General features: G+C 72.5%; 23 protein-coding genes and 2 pseudogenes. 17 read left to right on the top strand and 8 right to left on the bottom strand.

Going from position 1 to position 24,606, the window contains the following annotated elements; genetic code table 11:
• Positions 1-54: 54 nt before the first annotated feature.
• Positions 55-1,113: a DUF1152 domain-containing protein gene (locus ACZ6JS_RS27885; RefSeq protein WP_469301921.1), complete on the bottom strand. Its 1,059-nt coding sequence runs from the start codon at positions 1,111-1,113 to the stop codon at positions 55-57.
• The gene (locus ACZ6JS_RS27880; RefSeq protein ID WP_469301920.1) at positions 1,110-2,549 is read right to left on the bottom strand and encodes a coproporphyrinogen-III oxidase family protein; all 1,440 of its coding nucleotides are present in this window, start codon (positions 2,547-2,549) and stop codon (positions 1,110-1,112) included. The genes ACZ6JS_RS27885 and ACZ6JS_RS27880 overlap by 4 nt, the downstream gene beginning before the upstream one ends.
• A gap of 217 nt (positions 2,550-2,766) precedes the next feature.
• Here ACZ6JS_RS27880 and ACZ6JS_RS27875 point away from each other — a divergent pair, with 217 nt between their 5' ends.
• The 7 genes from ACZ6JS_RS27875 to ACZ6JS_RS27845 all read left to right on the top strand — a co-directional run bounded on the left by ACZ6JS_RS27875 (position 2,767) and on the right by ACZ6JS_RS27845 (position 10,635).
• Positions 2,767-4,020 (top strand): ATP-grasp domain-containing protein, encoded by a 1,254-nt coding sequence (locus tag ACZ6JS_RS27875; protein ID WP_469301918.1) that lies wholly within the window; start codon positions 2,767-2,769, stop codon positions 4,018-4,020.
• Positions 4,021-4,045: 25 nt separating this feature from the next.
• Positions 4,046-5,278 (top strand): ATP-grasp domain-containing protein, encoded by a 1,233-nt coding sequence (locus tag ACZ6JS_RS27870; protein ID WP_469301916.1) that lies wholly within the window; start codon positions 4,046-4,048, stop codon positions 5,276-5,278.
• Entirely contained in the window at positions 5,275-6,525 is a 1,251-nt protein-coding gene (locus ACZ6JS_RS27865) for an MFS transporter (protein WP_469301914.1), read from the top strand. The genes ACZ6JS_RS27870 and ACZ6JS_RS27865 overlap by 4 nt, the downstream gene beginning before the upstream one ends.
• Entirely contained in the window at positions 6,522-7,544 is a 1,023-nt protein-coding gene (locus ACZ6JS_RS27860; protein WP_469301913.1) for a peptidogalycan biosysnthesis protein, read from the top strand. Before ACZ6JS_RS27865 ends, ACZ6JS_RS27860 begins: the two co-directional genes overlap by 4 nt.
• A 400-nt stretch (positions 7,545-7,944) precedes the next feature.
• Complete coding sequence (locus tag ACZ6JS_RS27855) at positions 7,945-8,718, top strand: CPBP family intramembrane glutamic endopeptidase (RefSeq protein ID WP_469301912.1); 774 nt, start codon at positions 7,945-7,947, stop codon at positions 8,716-8,718.
• Positions 8,719-8,752: 34 nt separating this feature from the next.
• Positions 8,753-10,039 carry a sensor histidine kinase gene (locus ACZ6JS_RS27850; RefSeq protein ID WP_469301911.1) on the top strand — a complete coding sequence of 429 codons (1,287 nt, stop codon included), beginning with the start codon at positions 8,753-8,755 and terminating at the stop codon, positions 10,037-10,039.
• The gene (locus tag ACZ6JS_RS27845; protein ID WP_469301910.1) at positions 9,991-10,635 is read left to right on the top strand and encodes a response regulator transcription factor; all 645 of its coding nucleotides are present in this window, start codon (positions 9,991-9,993) and stop codon (positions 10,633-10,635) included. The genes ACZ6JS_RS27850 and ACZ6JS_RS27845 overlap by 49 nt, the downstream gene beginning before the upstream one ends.
• 164 nt (positions 10,636-10,799) lie before the next feature.
• On the opposite strand, the gene ACZ6JS_RS27840 is transcribed toward ACZ6JS_RS27845, so the two are convergent.
• Positions 10,800-11,855 (bottom strand): serine hydrolase domain-containing protein, encoded by a 1,056-nt coding sequence (locus tag ACZ6JS_RS27840; protein ID WP_469301908.1) that lies wholly within the window; start codon positions 11,853-11,855, stop codon positions 10,800-10,802.
• A 68-nt stretch (positions 11,856-11,923) separates the two neighbouring features.
• Positions 11,924-13,054 (bottom strand): LuxR C-terminal-related transcriptional regulator, encoded by a 1,131-nt coding sequence (locus tag ACZ6JS_RS27835; RefSeq protein ID WP_469301906.1) that lies wholly within the window; start codon positions 13,052-13,054, stop codon positions 11,924-11,926.
• A gap of 121 nt (positions 13,055-13,175) precedes the next feature.
• On the opposite strand from ACZ6JS_RS27835, the gene ACZ6JS_RS27830 reads away from it, so the two are divergent.
• Positions 13,176-13,529 carry a hypothetical protein gene (locus ACZ6JS_RS27830; protein ID WP_469301904.1) on the top strand — a complete coding sequence of 118 codons (354 nt, stop codon included), beginning with the start codon at positions 13,176-13,178 and terminating at the stop codon, positions 13,527-13,529.
• Between the two features lie 364 nt (positions 13,530-13,893).
• Here ACZ6JS_RS27830 and ACZ6JS_RS27825 read toward each other — a convergent pair whose 3' ends face one another.
• Both ACZ6JS_RS27825 and ACZ6JS_RS27820 read right to left on the bottom strand, forming a co-directional pair.
• Positions 13,894-14,469, bottom strand: a complete 576-nt coding sequence (locus ACZ6JS_RS27825; protein ID WP_469301903.1) for a hypothetical protein — start codon at positions 14,467-14,469, stop codon at positions 13,894-13,896.
• A gap of 628 nt (positions 14,470-15,097) precedes the next feature.
• A complete protein-coding gene (locus tag ACZ6JS_RS27820) occupies positions 15,098-15,730 on the bottom strand; it encodes a TetR/AcrR family transcriptional regulator (protein WP_469301902.1) in 633 nt (210 codons plus the stop codon).
• Positions 15,731-15,837: 107 nt separating this feature from the next.
• On the opposite strand from ACZ6JS_RS27820, the gene ACZ6JS_RS27815 reads away from it, so the two are divergent.
• The 6 genes and pseudogenes from ACZ6JS_RS27815 to ACZ6JS_RS27790 form a co-directional block, all read left to right on the top strand.
• Positions 15,838-16,869 (top strand): ABC transporter permease, encoded by a 1,032-nt coding sequence (locus ACZ6JS_RS27815; protein ID WP_469301900.1) that lies wholly within the window; start codon positions 15,838-15,840, stop codon positions 16,867-16,869.
• 61 nt (positions 16,870-16,930) lie between these two features.
• On the top strand, positions 16,931-17,176 hold the full coding sequence (locus tag ACZ6JS_RS27810) for a hypothetical protein (RefSeq protein WP_030850684.1): 246 nt from the start codon (positions 16,931-16,933) through the stop codon (positions 17,174-17,176).
• Between the two features lie 2 nt (positions 17,177-17,178).
• Positions 17,179-17,559, top strand: a complete 381-nt coding sequence (locus tag ACZ6JS_RS27805; RefSeq protein WP_469301899.1) for a toxin Doc — start codon at positions 17,179-17,181, stop codon at positions 17,557-17,559.
• Positions 17,560-17,864: 305 nt separating this feature from the next.
• Positions 17,865-18,893 (top strand): annotated as a pseudogene (locus ACZ6JS_RS27800) (IS110 family RNA-guided transposase).
• Between the two features lie 441 nt (positions 18,894-19,334).
• Positions 19,335-19,523: a DUF3117 domain-containing protein gene (locus ACZ6JS_RS27795; RefSeq protein ID WP_469301976.1), complete on the top strand. Its 189-nt coding sequence runs from the start codon at positions 19,335-19,337 to the stop codon at positions 19,521-19,523.
• A gap of 173 nt (positions 19,524-19,696) precedes the next feature.
• Positions 19,697-19,990, top strand: a pseudogene (locus tag ACZ6JS_RS27790) (glyoxalase); the annotation flags it as partial.
• Between the two features lie 22 nt (positions 19,991-20,012).
• Here the strand turns inward: ACZ6JS_RS27790 and ACZ6JS_RS27785 are convergent.
• Positions 20,013-20,501 (bottom strand): hypothetical protein, encoded by a 489-nt coding sequence (locus ACZ6JS_RS27785; protein ID WP_469301898.1) that lies wholly within the window; start codon positions 20,499-20,501, stop codon positions 20,013-20,015.
• A gap of 92 nt (positions 20,502-20,593) precedes the next feature.
• Between ACZ6JS_RS27785 and ACZ6JS_RS27780 the strand changes: the two genes are divergently transcribed.
• A complete protein-coding gene (locus tag ACZ6JS_RS27780; RefSeq protein WP_469301897.1) occupies positions 20,594-21,025 on the top strand; it encodes a GNAT family N-acetyltransferase in 432 nt (143 codons plus the stop codon).
• 15 nt (positions 21,026-21,040) lie between these two features.
• Here ACZ6JS_RS27780 and ACZ6JS_RS27775 read toward each other — a convergent pair whose 3' ends face one another.
• Positions 21,041-22,033: a GlxA family transcriptional regulator gene (locus tag ACZ6JS_RS27775; protein WP_469301896.1), complete on the bottom strand. Its 993-nt coding sequence runs from the start codon at positions 22,031-22,033 to the stop codon at positions 21,041-21,043.
• A gap of 72 nt (positions 22,034-22,105) precedes the next feature.
• Here ACZ6JS_RS27775 and ACZ6JS_RS27770 point away from each other — a divergent pair, with 72 nt between their 5' ends.
• Positions 22,106-23,416: an MFS transporter gene (locus ACZ6JS_RS27770; protein ID WP_469301895.1), complete on the top strand. Its 1,311-nt coding sequence runs from the start codon at positions 22,106-22,108 to the stop codon at positions 23,414-23,416.
• Positions 23,417-24,031: 615 nt separating this feature from the next.
• Positions 24,032-24,517, top strand: coding sequence for a hypothetical protein (locus ACZ6JS_RS27765; RefSeq protein ID WP_469301894.1), 486 nt, complete (start codon positions 24,032-24,034; stop codon positions 24,515-24,517).
• Positions 24,518-24,606: the final 89 nt, after the last annotated feature.

Below are 24,606 nucleotides of genomic sequence, written 5' to 3'. Positions count from 1 at the left end.
GGTCCTGAAGCCGGGCCCGGCCGCACGGTGGTGCGGCCGGGCCCGGCGTGCTGTTCAGGGCAGCGGGAGCAGCGGAGTGTCGCAGCCGAGGAGTCTTCGCAGGGCCGGGATGTCGGTCCAGGCGAGGCCGAGGGCGCGGGCTGCGAACCGGAAGGTGACGCGGCCGGCGCCGTCGGCGGCCTCACGGAGGGTCTTGACCGCCGCCTCCCGGTCGAGGACGGCGATCCCGCCCGCCGGCCGGTCCTGCCGTGGTGTTTGGGCGTGTTCGGGTGCCAGCCCGTGGATGCCGGTCAGCCGGTGGGAGAGGTCGGCCGCCTCCTGGAGGGTGCCGGGCTGCTCGTCGAGAAGGGCGCGCGCGACCGGGTTGTGGCCGACGGCCTCCTCGAGGGCCAGTGGGTACAGCCCCGCTGAGGCCTCGGTGAGTTCGATGGTGTGGTTGACGCCGCGGACGGTTCCCCGGGCGCCCAGGACGGCGGCGGCCCACAGGGCCGATGCCTCGGAGGGGTGCCAGGCCAGCGCTTGGGCGGCGGCCGAGACCGCGGCCGCCCCCGGGGTGAGGGGGCGGCATCCGGCGAGGCGGTCGAGCAGGGACCGCTCGTCGATCTCTCCGTCGAGGCCGGGACCCGCGACGTAAACGGTCGTCCGGAGCCCGGTGAGGTGGCAGGCGGCGAGGGTGAGGGCATCCCCGAACGGGCTGCGCAGGTCCGGCTCGTCGCCGTGCGTGAGGATGTCGCCGCCGATGTCCACGATGCGGATGCGCCCGCCGCAGGCCGCGGCCATGGCGCCGATCTGCGCGGCGAGGGCACGCAGCCCCCCGGAGGGGTCGAGCAGCAGCAGGCGGGCCGGGAGGTCCCGGGCCAGGGCGGGCAGGGTGGATCCGGCGGGGCGGCGGGCACGCGTGGCGGAGGTGAAGGCGGGGGCACCGCCCGGATCGCGGACGAGCCCGGTGAAGTGCTCCTCCCCGAGCGGTCCGTGGGTGGGATCGACCTCGGGGCGCTCCCATGCGTACGTGGCGATCTGCGCCCGTTGTGGAGCTGCGGTGACGGTGCGGGCGGCGATCAGGGTGCCGAGGGGGTCCCCGCCCCCGCCCGCCGCGACGTACAGGTCGCTCACGCTGCGCCCTCGCGCAGGTCGACGCCGGTGATCCGCACGGGAGTGGCTCCCATGTTCCTGCGGGCGCGGGCGTTCGCCGCGTGGAGGTTCTCGTAGTACTCGCGGTCGAGCCCCTTGACGGTCCCGGAGTAGAACATCCAGGACAGGACGTCGCGGTACTTGAAGCCCTTGGGGGTGAGCTGGATGCGGCGCCCGAGCCGGTGGAGGAGGCCGTTGGCCTCGGCGGCGTCCAGGATCGGCTCGAACTCCGCGGCGTGCTTCTGATAGCCGAAGCGGTCGAGCTCGGTGAGGTCGAGGTCGAAGGAGTCGAGGACGAGGCGCTTTCGGACGATCTCCTCGCCGGTCAGCTCGATGCCGGTGACCGGGGTGATCTCGTGGTTGCGGGCCTTCCTGATGTAGTCGGCCACTTCACCCGTCGAGGGCTTCACGCTGCCGGTCATGTAGTCGAGCACGCTGGTGTACGAGCGGGCGCCGACGCCGAGACCCAGCAAGGGCACTCCGTGGAAGGTGAGCACCTTCTGGGCGTAGCCGCCGCGGCCCGGGATCTTGTAGCGGACCGACCCCTCCTGGACGTAGCCGTGGTCGAGGAACACCTGGCGCGCGTAGTCGTAGCGCTCGTACAGCTCCGGCTGCCACATGTACTGGTAGGCCCCGGTCTTGGAGAACCAGGCGTCCGGCCGCACGGTGAGGAAGTAGGTGCTGATCGTGGTGGGCCGCAGGGCGGCCAGCTCGTCGACGCTGTGGCGCCAGGTCTCGGGGGTCTGCCCGGCGAAGCCCATGATCAGGTCGGTGGACAGGTCCGGCAGGCCGAGTTCGTGTGCGGTGCGGACCGCGCGGCGGATGACGGCCTCGTCCTCGCCGCCGCGGCCGGCCTCGCGGATCTCGCGGGGGACGAGGGACTGGATGCCGACGTTGGCGCGGGTGAGGCCCATGTCGATGAGAGCCTTGAACTCGTGGGGCGCGTCCGCGATGGAGGACGGTGTGGCCTCCACGGCGACCTCCTCCACGGTGGAGCGCCAGTTGGGGTAGATCCGCGCCAGTGTGCTGAAGATCTGCTCGAAGTGACGGGGTTTGAGCAGGGCCGGGGTTCCGCCGCCGATGTAGACCGTGCGCAGCCGGCGGGCCTGGACGATCTCGGCGTGGTCCTCGAGCTGCGTACACAGGGCGTCGGTGTAGGCGTCGAAGACGTCCTCGTCGGTGCTGATGATCGTGTAGAGGTTGCAGAAGCCGCACTTGCGGTCGCAGAAGGGGACGTGCAGGTACAGGTTGAGCTCGGGGACCTGGTAGTTGGCCAGGTCCATGGCCCATACGTCGGGGATGCTCCACCTGCCTGCAGGGAGGGGGCGGTAGGTGGAACGGGGCGGATAGGAGTACTGGTAGGGCGGTATGACGCCCTGTTCGATCTGGTCGGCGAGCTGCTGGCGCAGGCTGGTCACTGGGCTCGTTCCCCGTTCGGGTCGCGGTGCGGGTTTACCTGGCCCGGCGATCCGATCACGGGACGCTCGCGTGCCTCCATGGGTCGTGTGCACCAAATGCCGCCCCGCTACTCACCGGTTGATTGGTCTTTGCTCCAAGTCACCACGCTATGAGGCGAGTTATTTTCGTCTGTCAGGCCCATAGCCGCCCCGTCCCGCCTGCGGCTTTGCTGGGCGAATGACTATCGGTGCGGGCCCGGGCGGCCCGGGAGTGCTGGTCATCGAGCCGATGGGGAACGCGGGACGCTTCCTCGTCGAGGCCGCTGACCGGCTGGGAGTACGTTTGTACGCCGCCACCCACAAGGAGGTCCACGACGCCTACCCGGACCGGCTGCGCTCCGCACTCGCGGGCGTGTGCACGACGGACCTCGCGGACCCCCCGCGGGCACTGGCCGACATGGAGGCCTTCTGCCGCGGCCATGCCCTGAAGGGCGTCGCCGCCTGCTTCGAGCTGTTCACCCCGCTCGCCGCACTTCTGGCCGAACGGGTCGGCCTCCCCGGCAACGACCCGCTCCTCGCCCGGGCGGCCAGGAACAAGATCCTTATGGGCGAGGCCTTCGCCGCGGCCGGGATCCCGGCACCCCGCTGGGCGGTCGCGCACGACGCGGAGGCAGCCCACAGGGTGGCCCGCACGGGCGGGCTGGGCTGGCCGCTCGTGGTCAAGCCCGCCGAACAGGGGGGCTCGTGGGGAGTCTCCGTCGTGGACGGCCCCGCCCGGCTCACGTCCGCCGTCGCCGCGGCACAGCGGTTCACCCGCGCACAGCCGCACAGCCTGCCGCTCGACGCCAGGGCCCTGTTGCAGGAATACGTCCCCGGCGCGGAGTACTCCTGCGAGACGGTCGTCGCGGACGGAGTGGCCTATCCGCTGCCGGTGGTGGCCAAGGACACCACCGGCGGCAGGTACCGCATCGAGACCGGCCACACCTGCCCCTCCGGCCTGGACGGCTCGCTCGAACGGGCGGTGCAGCACACCGCGGCGCGCGCCGCGCTCGCCGTAGGCGTCCGCAACGGCATCGCGCACACGGAGCTGAAGATCCCACCGGGCTCCCGGACGCCCTATGTGATCGAGACCGGCGCCCGTCTGCCCGGCGACAACCTCTGCGAGGTCGTGCAGGCCGCGACGGGCATCAGCGAGGCCGAGGCCTACCTGCAGGCGGTCCTCGGCCGGGTCCCCGACACCAACGCCACCACCGACGCCGCCGCCTCGATCCGCTTCCTTCTGCCCGAACGCGGCGGAGTGCTGCGCCGGGCCGTCATCCCGCAGGCCCCCGGCACGCACGCAGAGCTGCACCTGGAACCCGGTGACACCGTGCCCGAGCCGGCGGACTCCGCGTGCCGGATCGGACACGTGGTGGCCCGCGCGGCGACCGCCGACCGGGCACGCGACCTGGCGGCCGGGATCGCCGCCCGGTCCCGAGTGGAAGTGGGCTGACACACCGATGCGGAAGATCGCATTCATGCGGTCGGTGGGAATCCGCCGCGCCGATCCCTACATCCAGCAGGCCGTACGCGGCCTCGCTGCCCAGGGAATCGAAGCCGGCCTCTTCCACACCAGCGGCAGCGCCGGTGACGACGACTTCCCCGGCCACCGGCACAGACTCGACCGCGCGGTCACCCCCCGGCAGCTCGCGCAGGCCGTCGCCGCCTGGGGAGCGGACGCCGCGGTGTCGATCTCACTGCCCTGCGAGAACGCGCTGCGCGACGCCACCGCCGCGTCCCTCCTCGAGGCCGTGGGCATCCCCACCGTCATGACACCGCTCGCGTCGACGATGCTGCTCGTCGACAAGTGGGAGACCAAACAACTCTGCAGACGAGCCGGGCTCCACGTACCGGACGGCATCCGCGCCGACTGCGGCCTGCTGGCCGGCCGGGGCCTGCCCGTACCCGCGTACCGGGAGGCACTGCGCGCGCAAGCCGCCCGGCTCGGCTACCCGCTGATGGCCAAACCCGTCTGGGACTCCACCAGTTCCGGCATCCGCACCCTGCGCACCCCGGCCGACCTGGACGCCTGGCTGACAGGCCCGCCGGAGGCATCCGCGGTCCTGGAAGAAGTCGTCGTGGGCGACCTGTGCACCGTGGACATCGTGGGACGGCCCGGCTCCTACCAGGTCCTGCCCCTGTGCTGGACGGGACGCGCCGGCGCGGACCCGGTGTTCACCTTCGCCGACCTGCGCTGGTGCGGGCCCCACCCCGAGGCCGACGCCGCGTTCGCCGACGTTGGCCGCGCCCTGGTCGAGCTCTGCGGGGAACTCGGGGTGCACGGCTCGGTCAACGTCGACATGGTCCGCACGGGCGGACGCTTCGTGATCCTGGAGGTCAACCCGCGCGTCGGCGGCGCAACCACCCTGTCCTGCGCCGCGTCGGGCACCAACACCTTCACCACCCTCGCGCGCATGGCCTGCGGCCTCCCCCCGGGCGACGGGCCGGTACGGCGCACCGGGTGGGCCCTCGAGTTCCTCACCGACGGCCCCGTCCCCCCGGCGGCGCTGGCCGCACTCCGCGAGCACGTCACCGTCGTCACCGCGCACGAGCTCGTCATCGACGGATCCTCCCGCGGCGACATCGTCGTCCTCACCCTCCCCGAGGGGCAGGAGCGCGCCACCGTGCGGGCCCTGACGGAACTGCACGCGCGGACCGGCTTCCCCTCGGCCGACATGCTGGCCAAGCTGACCTCCCTGCTGGTCCGATGAGCGCGGACACCGAGACCCGGCGCCCGCGCACAGCGTCCCGGCTGGGCCTGCCCGAGCTGCGGGGGCACGGCCGGTTCGTCACCGGCAACCTCATAGACTCCCTGGGCAACGGCATGCTGCTGCCCCTCGGTCTGCTCTACTTCACCGACGTCCAGGGCCTGCCGCCGGTGCACGTCGGCATGGCGATGACAGTGGGCCAAGCCGTCGCCCTGCCCGTCACGTTCCTCGCCGGACGCCTCATGGACCGTCTCGGGCCCCGGCCGGTCGTGGTCGCGGCGAACGTCCTGTCCGCCCTCGGATTCACCCTGTTCCTGGTCGCCGACCGGCTGTGGCACGTCGCCGCCGTTCACGTGCTGGTCCAGGGCGGGATCAACATGTACTTCACCGCCCAGCGCACCCTCATCCTGCACGTGACGAAGCCCGGCGAGCAGCGCACGTGGTTCGCGTTCACCGGCTCGCTGCGCAACATCGGCCTCGCCGCCGGCTCCGCGGCCGCAGCAGGGGCCCTGACAGCCTTCGGGAAGGGCGCCCTGTGGTGGCTCATCGCGGTCGACGCCGCGACGTACCTGCTGGCCGCCCTCTGCTTCGCCACCCTCACCACCACGCCGCCCCGGCGGGACGACGCCCCGCCCGGCACCCAGGCCACCGGGACCGACCACACCCGCCGCTACCTGCTGCTCGTCGCGGTGAACCTGCCCTACGTCCTCGCCCAGGCCGCCCTGTCCGTCCTCGTCGCCCTCTACACCACCCGGGCTCTCGGGCTCCCCGCGTCGGCGGCCAGCCTGCTGTTCGTCGTCAACACCGTCATCGTCTCCGGGTGTTCGACGGTGGTCACCGCCCATCTCGCGCCGAAGGCGCCCCGCCGCGCCGTCGCCGCCGGATACCTCGCCATGGCCGCCGCGATGGCGGCGTTCATGCTGCCCGCACTGCCCTCTCTCGCCTTCACCGCCTGGGCGGCCCTCATCGCCGCGATCACCCTGTTCAGCGTGGCCGAGATCCTCCTGGGCCCGGCACTGAGCGAGCTGTCGGTCACCCTCACCCCCGAAGCGGCCGGGGGCTTCACCCAGGGCCTGTACCAGTTCTCGTGGGCCATCGGCATGGTCGCGGCCCCCGCCCTCCTCACCCTGCTGCTCGAGGCCGGACCGCTGCTGCCCTGGGGAGCCGAAGCAGTGGCCTGCCTGATCGCCATGGCAGCCGCCCCCGCCCTGAAGTCCGCCAACCGCCACCGCCGGAGGAATCCCCGTTGATCACGACGCTCGTCGAGTCCGTCCACGCCGTTCCGGCCGCCGAGTGGGAGTGGCTCGCCCGCCCCGCCGGCCTCTACCTCTCGCACCAGTGGCTCGCCGCCGAGGAGGAGGACCCGACCGCGAGCGCCTCGTACGCGCTCGTCCGGGACCACGACGGCGTGCTGATCGCCGCGGCGCCCCTCCACCTGGTGCACGAGGAACCCAACGACGCCTACCGGCCCGGAGGCGTCCTGCCCCCGCAGCTGCGGCCCCGGGTGATCGCCGGGGCCCGCCGCGGCTACCACAACACCCCGCTCACCTCTCCCGGCCTGGACCCCGTACGACGCGACACCTGTCTCACACTCCTGCGGGACGCCGCCCGCGAACTCGCCCACCGCAACGGCACCACACACTGGTGGCCCTACCTCACCGCCGAGGCCACCACCCGGCTCGCACCCCTCTACCCCGAGGGCCCCGTCCACCTCGAGGACGACGCCCGCATCCCGCTGCCCGGCACGGACTTCGAGGGGTACGTCGCCTCCCTGCCCTCGCGGCGCCGCGTCGGCGTGCGCCGCGAACACCGTGAGTTCACCGCGAGCGGCCTGGACGTACGCCACCTGACCCTCGCGGACTGCACCGGGGACGCCGGGGTGCTGCTCGCCGGACACCAGCAGGAGCACGGCCACACCCAGGACGGCATCGACGCCATGACCGCCCTGCTCGCGCGGCAGGCGGCGGCCATGGGCAGCGCGGCACGCGTGGTGGCGGCCTACGACGGCCGGCGCATGGCCGGTTTCTGCCTGTACTACCACTACGCGTCCACCACGTGGATCCGCGCCGTCGCCGTCGACCGCACCCACGGCGCACCCCACCTGTACTTCAACCTCATGTACTACCTGCCCATCCAGGACGCCTACGCCCACGGCTCCACCGCCCTGCACGCGGGAATGACGACCGCAGAGGCCAAGCGCCGCCGCGGCGCCGTGGTCACGGGCCTGTACGCACTGGCCGACCGGAGGCCGCCCGCCGCGAAGGCGTGACAGGGGCCGGAGGTCGGGCAGGACCGGAGCGCCGCCCTCCCCCATGACGGGCGGACGGGCAAGCGGTCTCGCTCCGGTGTCCCACCGGTCGGCCACGTCGTCCAGGCCGCCGTGCACCGCGGGCCGGGCGCCGCCGGCTCCCAGGGGTGTACCTGGGTACACCCCGTTTCGGCAGCCACGTACAAGGACCGGCCGGCCTCCCACCGGCAGAGTCGTCACGGGGCGGGACAGGCACGCCCCGCGGCGAAGAACGGGGAGGCCGGACGACATGCCGGAACACGCACAGGTACGCGCACAGGTACAGGCACGCGCACAGGTACAGGAACGCGCGCAGGCACCGGCACGCGCACAGGCACACGAGCAGGGCGGGCGACGGGCGCCTTGGGCGGCGGAAGCGGGGGTGTTCGTCACGGTCGCCTTCGTCGCTGCCGGCATGTGCGGAGCCCTCCAGCCCGCGACCGGTATCCCGCCCGAGGTGGTGCAACTGACGCAGCTCGGCCCTGCCGTCGCCGTAGCTTCCGTGGCACTGCTGTGGCAGGGCCGGATCAGGGACCGGCTCGGGGGTGCCCTGCCCACCCGCGAACGTACTGCCGGTACTGCCGGGCGTCGAGCAGCTCTGCTGCTCACCCCCTTCCTGATCACCACCGTGTGCGTGTCCGGCAGCCTGCTCACATCCGGCTCGCTCCCCGTCACCAGCCCTCGGGCCTTCGCCCACCCCCTTGCCCTGGTCGTGGCCGCCCAGTTCCTCGGCGCCTGCGCCGAGGAGATCGGATGGCGCTGCCACCTCCAGCCGCTGCTGCGCACCCGCTTCGGCCCGGTCACCGCCTCCGCGCTGGTCGGGGTCCTCTGGGGCCTGTGGCACGTACCGGTCCTCGCGCAGGAGCCCGCCTACGCCGCCGGGTTCCTGCTGGCCGCCACCGCGATGTCCGTCATACTCGGGCTGGCCCTGGAAGGCATACGGAGCAACCGGCTCCTGCTCGCGGGCGGCTTCCACACCCTGATCAACCTCGGCATGCTGTACGTGACCGACGAGACGAGCGCGGCGACGGCGCCCATGCTGATCCTCGGAGCCGCGAGCCTGGCCGCCGCGGTCCCGTGGATCGCCGCAGCCCGCCGGAGGGCACACCCGGCGCCGGATGAGATCATCGTCGCAACGGCGCCCCGAACGGGCTGACATGGCGGAACGACGGGTGGGGAGGGCGGCACAGGTGAGCAGGGAGCGGCCCGGCATCGGAAGAGTGCCGACCGCCATCGGCCGCTGCCAGCTGTTGTCCCTCGCCGCGCTCGCCGTATCCGGGGCCGGCGGCCTCGTGGTCGGCGCCCTTCTGCTCCTGCCCGTCGGAGTCGGCTTCCTCCTGCTCCCGCCCGCCGCGGGGGCCCTGCGCCGCGTGTCCGACCGCTACCGCGGCTGGGCCTCCCGCTGGTCGGGGGCGCTGATCAGCCCGCCGCGACCGCTTCCACCCCGCCCCGCCGGCCCGGGCGGCCGCCGCCGACGGGCCGTCGCGCTCCTCGGCGACGCCGGGTTCTGGCACGACCTGCGCTGGGCCTGGGCGGAGCCCGTCACGGGCGCGCTCCTCGCCGCCGCCCCGCTGGCCCTCGTCTGGTACGGGCTCTTCGGCGCGGCCGTCCAGCCTTTCGTCTGGCGGCTCCTGGGCGACGGCAACTGGTACGCCTTCGTCCTGGTCGACTCCACGGCGGCGATGCTCGCCGCGCTCGTCCTCGGACTCGGGTTCACAGCCGCCGGCCTGTGCCTGGCCCCCGTGGTACTGCGGCTGCACGCACGCTGGAGCGGGCGGCTGCTGGCCGCCCCGTACACCACCGAACTCGTCCGCCGCATCGAACACCTCGCCGGATCCCGAGCCGACGTCCTCGACGTCCAGGCCGCCGAACTGCGCCGCATCGAAAGGGACCTGCACGACGGGGCACAGGCCCGGCTGGTCGCCCTGGGCATGACCCTGGACGCGGCCAGCCGCCTCCTCGACCACGACCCGCCGGCTGCCCGCGTCCTGCTGCAGGAGGTACGGGCCACCTCCGAGCGGGCCCTCCAGGACCTGCGCGAGCTCGTCCACGGCGTACTGCCGCCCGTCCTCGCCGACCGGGGGCTCGGCGACGCGGTGCGCTCCCTCGCCCTCGACAGCCACGTCGACGTCCACCTGGAGGCGGCCCTGCCCGGCCGGCTCCCGGCCCCCGTCGAGTCGGCCGGCTACTTCGCCGTCGCGGAACTGCTCGCCAACGCCGCCAAGCATTCAGGCGCCCCGGAAGTCCGCATCAGCCTGAGCCACACCGCCGGCGTCCTGCGCGTCACGGTCGCCGACGACGGCCGCGGCGGCGCGGACGCCCGCGGAAGCGGCCTGCGGGGCCTGCGGCGCCGCATCGAACCCTTCGACGGAACGCTCGTCCTGCACAGCCCGCAGGGCGGCCCGACCATCGCGACCTTGGAGATACCGTGCGTGTCGTCCTCGCCGAAGACCTCTTCCTCCTCCGGGACGGGCTGACGCGCACCCTCCAGGACCACGGCTTCGACGTCATCGCAGCCGTCGACAACGGGCCCGCCCTGCTCAGGACGCTCCTCGAGGAGGAGCCGGACGTGGCCGTGGTCGACATCCGGCTGCCGCCCACCTTCACCGACGAAGGCCTCCAGGCGGCCCTGGAAGCCCGCCGGTCCCGGCCGGCGCTGCCGGTCCTCGTCCTTTCCCAGTACGTGGACCAGCTCTACGCGCACGAACTCCTTGCCGGAGGCCAGGGAGCCATCGGCTACCTCCTCAAGGACCGGATCACGCACACCACCCAGTTCGTCGACGCGGTGCGCACCGTGGCCGCGGGCGGCACGGTGATGGACCCGCAGGTCATCGCACGGCTGCTGGCCCGCAGCGACGCCCGCGGCACCACCGCGGAGCTCACGCCGCGTGAGCTCGACGTCCTGCGCCTCATGGCCGAAGGCCGCTCCAACGCGGCCGTGGCGGGGTCCCTGTTCATCAGCGAGAGCGCGGTCGCCAAGCACACCGCGGCCATCTTCACCAAGCTCCGGATCGAACCGTCCGCGGACGACAACCGCCGCGTGCTGGCTGTCCTGGCCTACCTGAAGCGGTAACGGAGCCCGCCCGGGACGTGCTGGCGCCAGCCGGCGTGGTGAGAGGCGGGCAGGGAGGCCGCGTTGGCCGGCTTGATCGCCGTCGCGGGAACTCTGCTGCGTTCCGTCGCCCCTTGGGCGTCCAGCGTCGCGCCGGTGCCAGGTCTTCTCGACCAGGTGCCTGGTCAGTGCGGCCCGGATGCACGCTCCTGCTGCAGCGTGCGCAGGAGGTCGAAGGCGGGGCCGTCCACCGGCCGGCGGGTGGTGTTGCCGAGCGCGATGACGGCGAGCCGCTTCTCGGGGTCGAAGCCCACGAAGGAGGAGAAGCCGCCGGTACCTCCGTTGTGCCAGATCTGGAGGTGAGCGCCCTGCCGGGGGTGCAGGCGGTGCCCCATCCAGCCGAGGTGCACCCAGGCGAAGGGACTCGTACGGTGCTCCACCGCCCGGCTCAGGCGGATCGCCTCGGCGAGTCCCTCGGGGCCGCCGTCCAACTGGGCCCGCACGAAGGCCACCAGGTCGGTCGCGGTCGACCGGAGGGCGCCGGCACCGGCAAGGTCGGCGAGGTGCCACGGTGAGACGGGCCTCCCGCGGCGGGCGTGGCCCTGCGCGCAGCGTCGGGAACGGGCCTCGTCCACCGTCACGACGGTGTCGGTCATGCCCAACGGCGAGCAGATCTCCCGGGTGATGAGGGATTCGTAGTCCGTGCCGGCCCGGCGCGCGAGGGCCAGACCCAGCAGCCCGGCTCCGAGGTTGGAGTAGCGGAACCTCTTCCCCGGCACGGCCCCGAGGCGCGTCCTGGCCAGCCCCGACAGCAGGGCGTCGGCTGTGCAGTCGGCGTACGGATCCGACTTCGACGGGTGCAGCAGAGCCGTGAGCAGCATGCCCCGGGGCAGCCGCGGCAGCCCGGAGGTGTGGGTGGCCAGATGTTCCAGGGAAATCTGCCGACCCTCGCGTGACGGTACGGCCGTACCGGCGGGCAGCAGGTCGGCGAGCGGCTCCTCCAGCCCCGCCGTGCCTGCGGACGCCAGGCGTGCCAGGGCCAGGGCGGTGAACGGCTTGGTCACCGAACCGATCTCGAACAGGGTGTCGGGGCCGGGGCTGCGGCCGTCGTCCGTGCCGGTGCTCCCCGCGCCCCGGATCTCCACGACGTCCTCCGCCACCGCGGCCACCACCACGCCGACGTGGTCCTCGGCCAGCCGGTCCGCGGTCTGCTGGGCGAGTGTTCCGAGTTGTTGTGCCATGACCGACATCATTGCGGAGCCACTTACGCGGCCGGTGCGACCGGATGATGATTTCCGGGGCCTGCCCCTCAGACCTGAGCAGTACGGAACCAGCCCCGCCGTCCCATGGTGCGGCCGTTGTCGATGTCCGGCCGGTAGTGGCGGAAGTAGAGGAGCTGCAGAAGCCTTCCCCGGCTGTTCGTCCCGGTCTTGTCGAACACCTTTTTGAGGTGGTCCCGGACGGTGTGCTGTGAGATCCCGAGCCGCCGGCTGATGTCGGTGTCGGACATCCCGTAGGTGACGAGCTGGGCGACCTGCTGTTCGCGCAGGGTGAGCCCGTACGCGTCCATCAGGATCCCGATGACGTGCTCGGGCCTGCTGGGCTGGACCATGACGGCGACGGCGCCCTCCGCGCCCATGCGCGTGGCGGTGACGGACACCCACGCGCCGTTGCGGCTGCGCATGCGCAGCGAGGCGTCGCCCGTCGTGCGGGCCCTGCTGACCGCGTGGAGCACGGGCTGCGGAAGAGGGGCCGACTCGGCCGGGCCCGCGTCCAGTTGCTCCAGCCACAGCTGCCCCGCCGGGGTGGCCCGGTCGAGCTTTCCGTCCGGGTGGAACATCAACAGGCCGGGTGCGGTGGGGATCTCACAGTCTGCGGCGGCGACGTCGTGCCGCAGGTACGCGGACCGCAGCGCCTGGGCGACGGACGGCGCGAGCGTCGTCAGCGCGGTGATCTCGCCGTCGCCGAATGGCGCCCGGTCGCCGCCGCGGTGCAGCACCAGCGCACCCCACACGGTGTTGCCGGTGCGCAGGAGCACGCGCATCTCGTCGCCCATCCCGGCCGGGCGGTAGACATCGCGGTAGCGGGAGCTGGAGTGGGGGCGCTGTCGGGTGGCCTGCCAGAGCCCGGCTGCGGTCCCGCCGGTCCTCACCAGGCCGGGGAACTGGTTCACGTCCTCCTCGCCGTACTCGATCTGCAGCAGCCGCGGCAGGTGGGAGTGGGGTACGCCCTGGTGGTGGAAGCCGCCGGTGTGCAGGAGCGTGGCCGGGTCGAGCGTCAGCCCGCACACACCGTCCGCCCGGACGACCTCGGGAATGATGTCGGCGACGCGGGCGAAGAGCGCCATCGGGACGGGTGACTCCCGGCGCAGCCGTGCGATCCCTGCCTGGGCGCGGCGCAGTGCGGAGGCGCTCGGTCGAGCCGGGTTCGATGGCGTCACGCGGGTCTGTTACCGCAGCGACGCGACTGGTGAAACCCCCCACTTCCGGGGATCGCACGCCGCCGGTCGGCGGAGCTAGCCTCGCGCTACCACCAGCACATCCACGACCGATGGGGGACCGATGCGAGCCACACGAGCCGTAGTCAGAACCGCTGCCGCCCTCGCCATGGCGTCCGCGATCACCATGGGCACCGCGCTGTCGGCGCACGCGGCCAGGCACTCCGTCAACCACGGGGCCGACTACGCCACGTACGACACCTCGAACGGCTGGTTCGAGGTCTGCGACATGGAACAGGACGGCAACGGGGTCTACGTGTACTTCAGCAAGACCTACGGCAGTCGTGACACAGGGCAGTACGGCGACGCCAACGGTAGCCAGGGCGGCTGCGGCAACGGATACATCACCGGCTACAAGTACATGAACATCTGCGAGGACATCGTCGGCTGGGACACCTGCGTCTCGGTGAACCTGTAGCCGTAGCCGTAGCCGTAGCCGTACGGCCGGCGCGACGACCGGCACGGCCGTCCCCGCCCGCGCGGCCGGTGGAGGTGGAAACGGGGGTTCCACCGTCCGCGGCGGGGGCGGCCCTGCCCTCCCGGCTCCCTTCACGCCGTCCGGAGAACCGACGCACTTCCGCGCCGCCTCGACCGTACGGAACACCGTCGTGCCGTTCAGGGCCCTGCTGCCAACCACAAGTGGCTGGCGGCTGTTGACCGACCTCGGCACCCCTCCGGCAGCCGCGCCTGGATGAACTGCTGAATCGGCCTCATCATGCCCTTGGGAGGCTCAGCGGGTCAGGGTGTTCCGGGGGCGGTCGTCCGGACGCATGCGACGCGCGTCACGGTCCCGGTTGCCTCCCGCCGGGGTCCGGCGGATTCCGCCAGGACGGAGGCCAGGCGACCTGCGACCGGGTGTCCCCAGCGGACAGGCCAAGACTCGCTCGCGCGAGTTCGAGGTATTCCAGACGGGCGGTCCGGTACTCCATGAACGCCGTGTCCCATGCTCCGGCGTCCGCGGGGATCAGACCACGGGCCAGCCACTCGAGATGCCACAGACAGTGGTTGACCCGGACCGTGGCGGTGTTGGTCGCCGCGTCGCCCAACAGCCAGAGTCCCTCGCTCAGAGCCGAGCGGTGACTCTCGGCCTCGCCCAGCTCGTCCAACACCTCATCGGTGGGTTCCAACGGTGCGGATCCCGTCGCGATCCCGCGGAAGACAGCGATGCGCAGGTAGCGATGTGCCAGGACTTTGACCGCGTGGCCGTACTCGGCATAGGCGTCCAGCCGCCGCTCGTCCCAGCGGACCGACTGCTGCCGACGCCATCGGGTTCGCTCGTTCGCGCTGCTGATCAGAAATGACGTCGCGGCACCCACGACGACACCGACGAGCGGAAGTGCTGCGCTGATCAGGCTCATTGACTTCCCTTCAGTGCGATGGACCTGGGCCGAATGCGGCGCCGAGCGCACGTACAACGGATCCCGCACGGTGTCCGCCGACGTAGGCCCCATGGAGAACACGGCCGGCGGGATCGAGCGGTTGCGGCGGTATCGGGGCGGCCTGCGGTGAGCGGCGACGAGCCGGAGCTCCCCTCCGGGCAAGTGGTACCCGACGCCGCGCCCTTTCATCCGGGGCTGGCGGCGGCCTCATCCGGGCCGGCGTCGGCCGCGATGATGTCCACCGGGCGCCAGGCCCGCAGCGACCGGGGAACGCCTTGTGGTCGGTAGGAGGACGGCCGAGGTGCCTCAGGGCCGTGCTGGCGCGGAAACGGCTTTGCCCCGTCCTGTCGCAGGAGTCAGGCTCGCCCCATGACCACAGGCCCAGTAGGGCGTCCGGCTCGGCAGGCCGATCCGGTCGGCTACGTCACGAACTTCTTTCGTCCTGCCGCCCTACCCGAGCGAGGGGATCGGCACTGGCCGTCGGAGCGCAGCGCCCCGCTCTACGAGCGCCTCGGCTTCCGGTCGTCGGGGGAACTGCCGGAGCTTCCGCTCGGCACATGACGGGCTCGAGGCCGGGGGGCCCCGGGGGGAACGGCTCCCGCCGGGGTCACCGCCGTGCCGGGGCGCCGTCGCCCATGGACATCAGGGCGCGCAGTCCGTCACGGAGCATCCCGGGTTCGATCCCGCCGAACAGTGCCTGCTGGGTGATGTAGCCCTGGGCCGCCGCGATGAGGGTCCGGGCGATGTGTTGCGCGGGGACGTCGGAGGCGAGCATGCCCGCCTCGCGGTAGCTCTCCACGAGCCCCACCCACGCCCCGCTGATCTCCTCGTACCCGCGGCGCAGCAGGGCGGCGAGGTCTTCGTTGCGCAGGGTCTCGGTCCAGACCTGGAGCATCAGGCGGGGGAAGTCGCGGGGGTCCGCTCCGGGCTCCCCGGCCCGCACGTCGAGGATCGTGCCGAGGACCTCGGAGATCAGGAGGTCCGGTGCGGGCGGCGGGTTCTGCTCGGCCGCCGCTTCGAACGCGCCGCGGATCTGCACGAACGTCTCCTCGGCGATCGCGACGATCAGTTCCTCCTTGCTGCGGAAGTAGCGGTAGACGGCCCCGGCGGACAGCTCGGCCTCCTTCAGCACGTCCTGCATGGACGTGGCGTGGAAGCCGTTGCGCGTGAAGCAGCGGGTTGCGCCGTCGAGGATCTGCCGGCGGCGGGCGTCGAGGTGCGCCTGGGATACACGTGCCATGCACCCAAGCTAAAACGAACATTCATTCTTGACAAGGAGGGAGAGTCTGCGCACAGTGGGCCCAGGGCGTAAAACGAACGATCCTTCTCTTTGAATGGAGTCCCGCGATGCCCGTGACACCCGCCTCCTCCCACGTGGTCCCGGCCTCCCGCCGCCTCCTCGCCGTGATGGTCATGGTCCCGCTCCTCGCCGCGCTGGCCCTCTGGGCCTTCGCCTGGCCGGCCACCCGGATGGCCCCGCGCGACCTGCCCCTCGGCGTCGCCGGTCCCGCCGCCGCGGCCGCCCCTCTGGAGCAGCGGCTCGCCTCCCGTGCGGGGGCCTTCGAGATCCACCGGTACGCCGACGAGGCAGCCGCCCGCACCGCAGTGCAGAACCGCGAGGTCTACGGCGCGGTCGTCGCCACCCCGCAGGGCCCCCATCTGCTGACCGCGTCCGCCGCGAGCCCTGCCGTCGCGCAGCTGCTGGTGCAGGCCGTCACCTCCCAGGCGCCGGCCGGGGCGCAGGCCGTGCCCGTCACCGACGTGGTGCCCGCGCCCGCCGCCGACGCCCGGGGCGCCGGCTTCGGTGCCAGCGTCCTGCCCCTCGCCCTCGCCGGGGTCGCGGCCGGTGCCCTCGTCTCCCTCAGCGGACTGCGCGGCGGTCGCGCAGTCACCGCCGTGATCGGAGCGGCGACCCTCGTGGGCCTGACCGGAGCCGCCCTCGCGCACAGCTGGCTGGGAGTACTGACCGGCAACTGGTGGGCCGAGGCGGGGGTCCTCTCGCTGACCGTCGCGGCCATCGCCGGTGGTGTCGCGGGGCTCCACGCCCTCCTCGGGAAGGCGGGCATCGGCCTCGGCGTCCTGCTGGTCGTCCTGCTCGGCAACCCGTTCTCTGGCGCCGCGGGCGCGCCGCACCTGCTGCCGGAGCCCGCCGGGCTCATCGGCCAGTGGCTGCCGCCCGGTGCGGGCAGCTCCCTGCTCCGCTCGGTCGCCTTCTTCGACGGCGCAGGCGCGGCCGGGCCCGCGCTGGTCCTGTCCGGGTGGGTCGTGCTGGGCGTGGCCGCCGTCGCGTTCGCCGGCCGACGCGGTACCGCACCCGTCCCCGCCCCCTCGGCACCGGCCCCGGACGCGGTGGCTCCCGCCCCCGCTCCCCGGCCGTGACGCCGGACCCGAGATCCCCGTACCGTATTCACCAAGGTATGCACGGGTGCATACTCGGGGCATGGCAGACACGACTGTGAAGATCGACTCGGCGACCCGGGACCGGTTCGCCGCGGTGGCAGCCGCCCGCGGCATGAGCGTCCGTGCCTACCTGGCGGAGCTGGCCATCGAAGAGGAGAACCAGCTCGCACTGGGCAGGGCGACCGCGGTGTTCCGTGAAGTCGTCGGCCGGCCGGGCATCGCGGAGGCGTTCGACCGCGAGTTCGGCGGGCTGCCGTCATCCGCCCGCGCGGACCGGGCGGCCTGATCTTGGAGTTGCACATCGACATCCGGTGGCTCCTGGACCGGCAGGAAGAACTCCTCGGCAAGGACCTGGGGGTGCTCGACTACTCGGGCCTGGTCGCCGCCGTCGCGCGGCACCGCGTGAACACGCCGGCGCTGGCGACCGACCCGCCCGACGCGTACTGGCGGGCAGCGGCCCTGCTGGAGCAGATCGTGCTGCTGCGCCCGCTGCCCGCCAGGAACGAGTACTTCGGCTACGGCATCGCCGTGGCCTACATCAGGGCCTCCGGCAAGGACGTGGACACGGCCTTCGAACCGTGGCGCGACCTGATCACCGCCATCCGCGGCCTGCGCCTGAACGTGTACGACGTGGCCGACCGGCTGCGCTCGATGCGCCCGGAGTCCTGACAGGTCTCGAGCCGCCCAGGCCACGGCGCCGCCGAGACCGGTCAGGAATGGAGAAGTCTTAGGTCATCGGTGTGGTGCCAGGGCGAGGCAGGTTGGTTGTGGTCCGGGGGGAGCCGGATGTGGCTGGTGAATAAGTGCCGCTCGATAGCTTCCGGGGCATGGCCGCCCGGTTCCCTTGGACGCCTTACTGCTGATTGAGAGATGCAGACATCGCTGGTCAAGGCTTCGACGGCGGAGCGTACTTCGGGCCACACGGTGCAGGTGACGCGGGATGGAGACACGCGTGGGGTACGAAGCATCACCGGATCTGGGTCGGCATCGACGCCGGCAAGGGGCACCACTGGGCAGTGGCGGTCGACGGCGAGGGGACCTCGCTGTTCACGCGCAGGTGCTGAACGATGGCCGTGGACATCTCCAGCCGCACGTCGGCCCTGCTGCTGGCGTTGCTGCTGGCCCACGGACAGCCGGTGGTCCACATTCCAGGCAAGTCCGTGAACCGCATGTCAGAGCTATCAGGGTGAAGGGAAGACCGATGCCGAGGAGGCCCGGATCATCGCTGATACCGCCCGTATACGGCTGGAATTCCGCCCCGTCGCGACGTCGGTCGACACGACGTGCGAGCTCCGGCTCCTGACCGGGTACCGCCGGAACATGATGGCCGACCGCGTCAGGATGCTGAACCGCCTGCGTGACCTCCTGGTGGGCATCTGCCCCGCTCTGGAGCGGCCTTCGAGTACCGGTCGCGCGCGCCTCGAGTCCTGCTGACCGGCTACCAGACACCCGTGGCGATCCGGCGAATGGGAGAGCCAAGCGGCTGACCGGTTGACTCGCCCGTCATAGGCGCTCCCAGGGGAGAAGCATGCCGCGTGGCTCGCGCGCGATCTTGCGCAGCAGATCCTGGACCTGGACGAGCGCCTCAAGGAGACCGACCAGCAGATCACCGGGCTTTTGCGGACCGACGAGCGCGCCGAGATCATCGAGCCCATGCCTGGCATGGCCCCATCCCGGGTGCGGAGTTCCTGGCCGTCATGGGTGACTTGTCGGCGCACAAGGACGCGGGTCATCTCGCCGCCCACGCCGGCCTGGCCCACGTGTCTTGGGACCATCGGCCCAAGCACTACAACCGGCGTCTGCGCTGGCTCTTCTGCATGTCCGCGCAGGTCGCCATGACGATGCCGGGCCGTCGCATGAGTACTACCGGAAGAACCGCGGCGAGGGACTCCTCCACACCCAGGCGCTGTTGTCCCTGACCCGTTGCCGGGTCGATGTGCTGTGCCATGTTGAGGGGCGGCCGCCTCTCAACAGCGCCCCCTACAGACCCTGCGACAGCTTGACTTCTGCGTTGAGCTGCCCCTGCGGCGCCTGTCCGCCGGGCCGACTCGGATGGCCGTCCGGTCGACGCCCGTTTCGGAGAGGGGCAGGATGGATGGGGTGGCGCCATTGCGATCAGTCCGGCGCCGCAGCGGCGCCACAGCCGTACATTCGTTGTCGTGCTGTGGCTGGAGGGATCACTCCCGGAGCGCTGGCCCGGCGAACTGCCCCCGTGTTTCCGCGGCGCCCTCCAATCATCGCGAGGGAGGAGCCCTGTCATGGCTCGGCGCAACCAACACAATGCCGTCGTCTCGCTAGTCGCCTCATCGTTCGTTCTGGGGGCCACGGTCGTCCTCACGCCTACCGCCACTGCGGCACCCGCTCTGGGGACGTGCACAGTCAAGACCGAGGACAACAGGGCGCGGGCAGTGTCCCTTGACGACGGTAAATTCCCTGACGGCAGGATCAGGCCCCGGACGGGCGACGGCCCGCTCGAGGCCGTCAGGGAAGGGGAGAGCATCGTCATGCGCATACCGCTCGAAGGCGGCGGTCGGCTCGTAGTCGAACTGTCCCCTGAAGAGGCTGATGCCCTCGCCGACGCACTCAACGATCCAGCGCAACCCGAGCCACCTGAGCAGTCCGAGGAACCGTAACGAAGCGGGCCCGAGCGAAGCGCAGGACCCCGGTCCGAAGGGCCGACTCCGGCTCGGCGAAGCCGAGCCGCGCAGAACGCAGCGAGGCGGTTCGTTGGCGCAGTGCGCAGCGCCGCGGGACCCGCTTCATCAAAGGACGGGACACCACCGAGGCAGCCGTCGGCGCCGTAAACGGTGTCGACGACGCCAAGGCCACCCGGCAGTTCTACGTCGGACGCGGCCTGACGGTGGCCAAGAGCTTCGGCGGCAAGTACGCCGAGTTCGCCGCCGGCGACTCCGGCCCCGTCAAACTGGCGCTGTACAAGCGCCGCGCCCTGGCCAAGGACCTCGGCGTCCCCGCCGACGGCACCGGCTCCCACCGCATCGTCCTCGGCGGCACCGCGGCTTCCGGCACCTCCGGCGCCTTCACCGACCCGGACGGGTTCGCCTGGGAGGCTCCCGAACCGCCTGCCCGGGCGCAGTCCTGACCCCCGGCCGCGCGACGCCGGGTCAGGCCGCGCACGGCACCACGCGCGCGTTGTCGACGTACAGGCACAGTGCCCCGTCCTCGGGGCACCGCAAGCCGACCGAGATGCCCCGCAGCGCGCCGTCCGCGGCGAAGGCGAGGGCCACCGCCACGTGGAACACGCCGTGTCCGGCGGGGCACCGGGGCCGGTCCGACGCCTCGAAGCCCGGCCCCGGCGACGCGGGCGGCAGCGGTACCCCGGAGGGTCCAAGCCGCCACGGGCAGGGGGCGTCGGGGTGCGCGTACCCGTCTGTGATCCCGAGCGGGATGCAGCAACCCACGCAGAAGCACTCGCCCTTGGCGACCTCGAACTCCAGCCTTCCGCAACCGCGCATCTCGCACGCGGCGACCACGACCTCGACGCGCCCGCCCGGCTCCGCACGGACGGTGTCCCGCAGGAGGCGCAGTACATCCGCGGGGCCGGCGGCGGGCTCACCCCCCGCTCCGTGCGTCCATGCGGTCTCGTGGTCCATGATGGGGATCCTCGCATGCCGCCCCGGGAAATGATCATTTCGCGGAGCGAAAATCAGCGGTGGGGGAGTGGCCGGACTGCTTGGATGCAGCCATGACCACTGATCTTCCCGCTGAGTACGAGATATCCGCCGACTCCGCCCGGATCGATGCCGCCCAGGTGCACCGATGGCTGTCGCAGGACGCCTACTGGGCCCGCGACCGGTCCCGGGAGAAGCAGGACCGGGCCATCGCCGGTTCCCTGAACTTCGGCGTCTACGAGCGGGCTTCCGGCCGGCAGGTCGGCTACGCCCGCGTGGTGACCGACAAGGCCGACTTCGCCTGGCTGTGCGACGTGTACATCTCCCCGGAGGTGCGCGGCAAGGGAATCGGAACCGCGCTCGTCACCGCGGTGCGCGACCACCTCGCCCAGTACGACCTGCGCCGCGTCCTGCTGGCCACCGCGGACGCCCACGAGATCTACGCCAAGATCGGCTTCGTCCCGTTGGAGGCGCCCGAGCGGTGGATGGCGCTGGGCCGGCAGTGAGGCGCCCGGCCCCTGCTACCCGAGGGCCCTGCCCGCACGGAACGTGCGCCGGTATGCGGCCGGTGTCGTGCGCAGGGCCTCCTGGAAGCGCCGGCGCAGGTTGACGGCGGAGGACAGCCCGACCCGCCGGGCGATGGTCTCCACGGGCAGGTCGGTCTCCTCCAGCAGCGCCCGGGTGGCGGCGATCCGCCGGTCCAACAGCCACCGCCCGGGGCTGATGCCCAGCTGCTCGGTGAAGCGCCGGGTCAGCGTGCGGGCCGAGACCTGGGAGCGGGCCGCCATCTCCGCGACGCTGACGGGCCGGTCCAGGCGCCCGTCCAGCCACTCCAGCAGCGGGGCCAGCGAATCGGAGACCGGCCCGGAGGCGGGAAGTTCGGCGTACTGCAGCTGGCAGCCCTCGCGGTGCGGCGGCATCACCATCTGCCGGGCGATCCGCATCGCGTACGCGGCGCCCTGGTCGACCCGCACCAGGTGCAGGCAGAGGTCAACACCGGCCGCGGACCCGGCGCTCGTGGCGACGTCGCCGTGGTCGACGTAGAGCACGGCGGGGTCGACGCGGACCCGCGGGAACCGGGCGGACAGCTCGGCTGCCTGCGCCCAGTGGGTGGCGGCCCGCCGGCCGTCCAGCAGCCCCGCGGCGGCGAGCACGAAGGCGCCCGAGCAGAGCCCGACGACCCGCGCGCCGCGCGCGTGCGCCCGGCCGACCGCCGCGACCACCGCCGACGGCACCCCCGCGCCGGCCGGCCGGCGCCAACCGGGGACCAGAACGGTGTCCGCCCGCTCCAACGCGTCCAGGCCCGTCGTGACCAGCACGTCGTAGCCGGCCTCGGTGCGCACCTGGCCGGGGTGCTCGGTGCAGACCTCGAACGCGTAGCGGGCGGGGATAGCCGGACCGTGGTCCCCGAACACCTCGCTCGCGCAGGCCAGTGCGAACGTGGACTGCGGGGGCTGCAGCAGGGCCACGACCCGGTGCGGCGCAGGCGACTTCGGCGTGGGACGCGGCGTCATGGCGCGAAAGTACCCCATCGTGTCGTTCAGGACACTGGGGCCGGGCGATTGGTCCAGTCCAATATCGGTGCTGTGACCACGACACGGACCCCGAAGGACCGCCCCGCCCCGAACGACCGCCCCGCCCCTACCGATCCACCGGCCTCCCCGCCCCCCTTGTGGGACCGGCAGTTCACGCTCTACTTCACCGCCCGTGCGGTATCGCTCCTCGGCGACGCGATGATGCCGGTGGCCGTCGCCCTCGCCGTCGGTGCGCTGTACGGGGTTTCAGGAGTCGGCCTCGTCCTCGGCGTCTGGACGGGGACGTTCGTCCTCCTGGTTCTCCTCGGCGGGGTGTTCGCCGACCGGTTCGGCGCACGACGGATGATGGTCGCCGCGGACCTCGTCCGCGTGCTCACCCAGGGGGTGCTGGCCGCCGCCTTCTTCACCGGGAAACCGCCGTTCTGGCTGCTGGTGGCCATGGCGGCACTGGCCGGTGCGGCCGTCGCGATGTTCCTGCCGGGCGTGAACGGGATGGTGCCGCTCGTCGCCCGCGAACCGCAGCGCGCCAACGCCACCCTCAAGGTGGCCGACGCGCTCGCCCACCTGCTCGGGCCGGCCCTCTCGGGACTGCTGCTCGCCCTGACCAGCGCCGGAACCGTCTACGCGATCGACGCCGGCACCTTCCTGCTCAGTGCCCTGTGCCTGGCGCTCATCCGGTTCGGCCCCGCGGGCACGCCCTCGCAGACCGAGGCCGCCCCCGACTTCCGCACCCGCACGGGGCGGTCGCTGCGCCATGAACTGCACCAGGGCTGGCGGGAGTTCCGCGCCCGCACCTGGATGTGGGCGGTGATCCTGATCTGGATGGGATACGGCGTCCTGGTCTTCGGCCCCCTCGTACCGCTCGGGTCGGCGCTGGTCGGCGCCCGCCTCGGCCCGAACGCGTACGGCCTGGCGGTCTCCTTCCTCGGGGCCGGGACGGTCCTCGGCGGCCTACTGGCGCTGCGGCTGCGTCCGGCCCGGCCGCTGGCCGCCGGCACGGTGGCGATGGTGCTCTACACCGCCCTGCCGCTCTGCATCGCACTGGGCGCGGGACTGCCGGTACTGCTCGCCGGCCACGCCCTCGGCGGCGCGGCCATCGCGTTCTGGTCGGTGATGTGGGCGACCAGCGTCCAGACCCACACCCCGTCCGCGGTACTCAACCGGGTCACCGCCTACGAGCAGGCGGGCTCGGTGTCCGGGATCGCACTCGGCCAGGTGCTCGCGGGACCGGCCACCGCCCTCGCCTCCCCGGACCGGCTGCTGTGGGTGTCGGCGGGCGCCTGCCTGGTGGGCTGCGCGGCGCTCTTCGCGATCCCGGCGATCCGTACCCTGCACCGGACCGCCTCCCGGGCGGAGCCGTGACCGGTTCGCGGCCCGCCGCTCCCTGGCCGTTCCGGACGGCTGGAGAACACAAGAAGGACGACGCCCCGCACCTCAACCGGATACCTCCCCCCCCGACGGCCGGTACGTGATCGGCTCGAAAAGGGGCAGCACCCCCGGGAGTACCGCCCGGGCGGCATCCATCGGCCGGCTCGCCCGGTACCGCCAGGGCGCCGAGTCCAAGAAGCAGGGCCTGACCTCACAGCCGCACGCGGTGGACCCGCTCGGCACGAACGCCGTCCGGCTCGAACCGGACTTCCGCCGGGAAGGCACCAACCAGCCCTCCCGCTTGTTGGAGCTGTTCCTCGCGAATGGGAACGGCCAGGCAGCCTGCCGACTCCTCGCCGAGGACGCGTACCCGGGCCAGCCGCCGGACCTCACCGCCCATCTCGAAAACGCCCGCACCCGCCTGCGCGCGCACCCTGATTCGCGGTCAGGCCCAGCCACCCGAACGGATGAACGGAACCCTCTCCCGCGGCCCCGCCCGGCGGCCGCCACCGCCTGTACCTCTCGGCGGGTTCGCCGCCGGAGCGGCGGGTGAGATCATGATGGTGTGGTGCGGTGCGGTTCGGCTCGGGTGTGAAGGAAATACAGGCTGTGCGGGAGGCGGAGTTCGTAACGGTCGCGGGGCTGGTCGCGGCGGTGGCGCAGGGGGAGAGCGGCGCGCTGTGGCGCCTGGAGGCCGCCGACCGGCAGCTGGACGCGAACCTGGTGCGCCACCTGCCCGGGACCGGCGGGGCGGCGTACGTCGAGGACGAGGTCGACGTGATGCTGGTCGTCGTCGGGGGCGGCGGCACCCTCACCCTGGACGGCACCACGTCGCGGCTGGCCCCCGGATTCATCGGACGGCTGCCCCGCGGCACCTCCCGGGCACTGCTGGCCGGTCCCGAAGGGCTGCTGGTGCTGACCGTGCACCACAGACGCCGCGGAATGAGCATCGGACGGACCACCCCTGCCGCCGCGCCCGAGCCGTGCCCGTTGCACCTGGTGTGCGGCCGGTGCCACCGGCATGCGATCGAGGCGGACGCCCGCTACTGCAGTGGCTGCGGCACGGCTTTGACGGATCGCCCCGAGGGCCGGTAGGCAAGGGTCAAAGGCCGGCCGCAGCGAGAACGCGCTCGGTCCGAGCCCGGCGGAGCACGCGGTCGGCCGCCGCACCGAGCCCGCGTAGG

It is taken from the genome of Streptomyces sp. NPDC046349 (genome assembly GCF_055587885.1).
Note: the sequence above shows the minus strand (reverse complement) of the source record. Positions and strands in the feature narration are given on the sequence as shown.

Excerpts from the sequence above, each read along its gene's own strand:
- ACZ6JS_RS27840 (WP_469301908.1), bottom strand. The coding sequence starts at position 11,855 with ATGGCACAACAACTCGGAACACTCGCCCAGCAGACCGCGGACCGGCTG.
- ACZ6JS_RS27775 (WP_469301896.1), bottom strand. The coding sequence starts at position 22,033 with ATGACGCCGCGTCCCACGCCGAAGTCGCCTGCGCCGCACCGGGTCGTG.
- ACZ6JS_RS27780 (WP_469301897.1), top strand. The coding sequence starts at position 20,594 with ATGACCACTGATCTTCCCGCTGAGTACGAGATATCCGCCGACTCCGCC.
- ACZ6JS_RS27820 (WP_469301902.1), bottom strand. The coding sequence starts at position 15,730 with ATGGCACGTGTATCCCAGGCGCACCTCGACGCCCGCCGCCGGCAGATC.
- ACZ6JS_RS27830 (WP_469301904.1), top strand. The coding sequence starts at position 13,176 with ATGCGAGCCACACGAGCCGTAGTCAGAACCGCTGCCGCCCTCGCCATG.
- ACZ6JS_RS27785 (WP_469301898.1), bottom strand. The coding sequence starts at position 20,501 with ATGGACCACGAGACCGCATGGACGCACGGAGCGGGGGGTGAGCCCGCC.
- ACZ6JS_RS27870 (WP_469301916.1), top strand. The coding sequence starts at position 4,046 with ATGCGGTCGGTGGGAATCCGCCGCGCCGATCCCTACATCCAGCAGGCC.
- ACZ6JS_RS27825 (WP_469301903.1), bottom strand. The coding sequence starts at position 14,469 with ATGAGCCTGATCAGCGCAGCACTTCCGCTCGTCGGTGTCGTCGTGGGT.
- ACZ6JS_RS27810 (WP_030850684.1), top strand. The coding sequence starts at position 16,931 with ATGGCAGACACGACTGTGAAGATCGACTCGGCGACCCGGGACCGGTTC.
- ACZ6JS_RS27865 (WP_469301914.1), top strand. The coding sequence starts at position 5,275 with ATGAGCGCGGACACCGAGACCCGGCGCCCGCGCACAGCGTCCCGGCTG.
- ACZ6JS_RS27815 (WP_469301900.1), top strand. The coding sequence starts at position 15,838 with ATGCCCGTGACACCCGCCTCCTCCCACGTGGTCCCGGCCTCCCGCCGC.
- ACZ6JS_RS27875 (WP_469301918.1), top strand. The coding sequence starts at position 2,767 with ATGACTATCGGTGCGGGCCCGGGCGGCCCGGGAGTGCTGGTCATCGAG.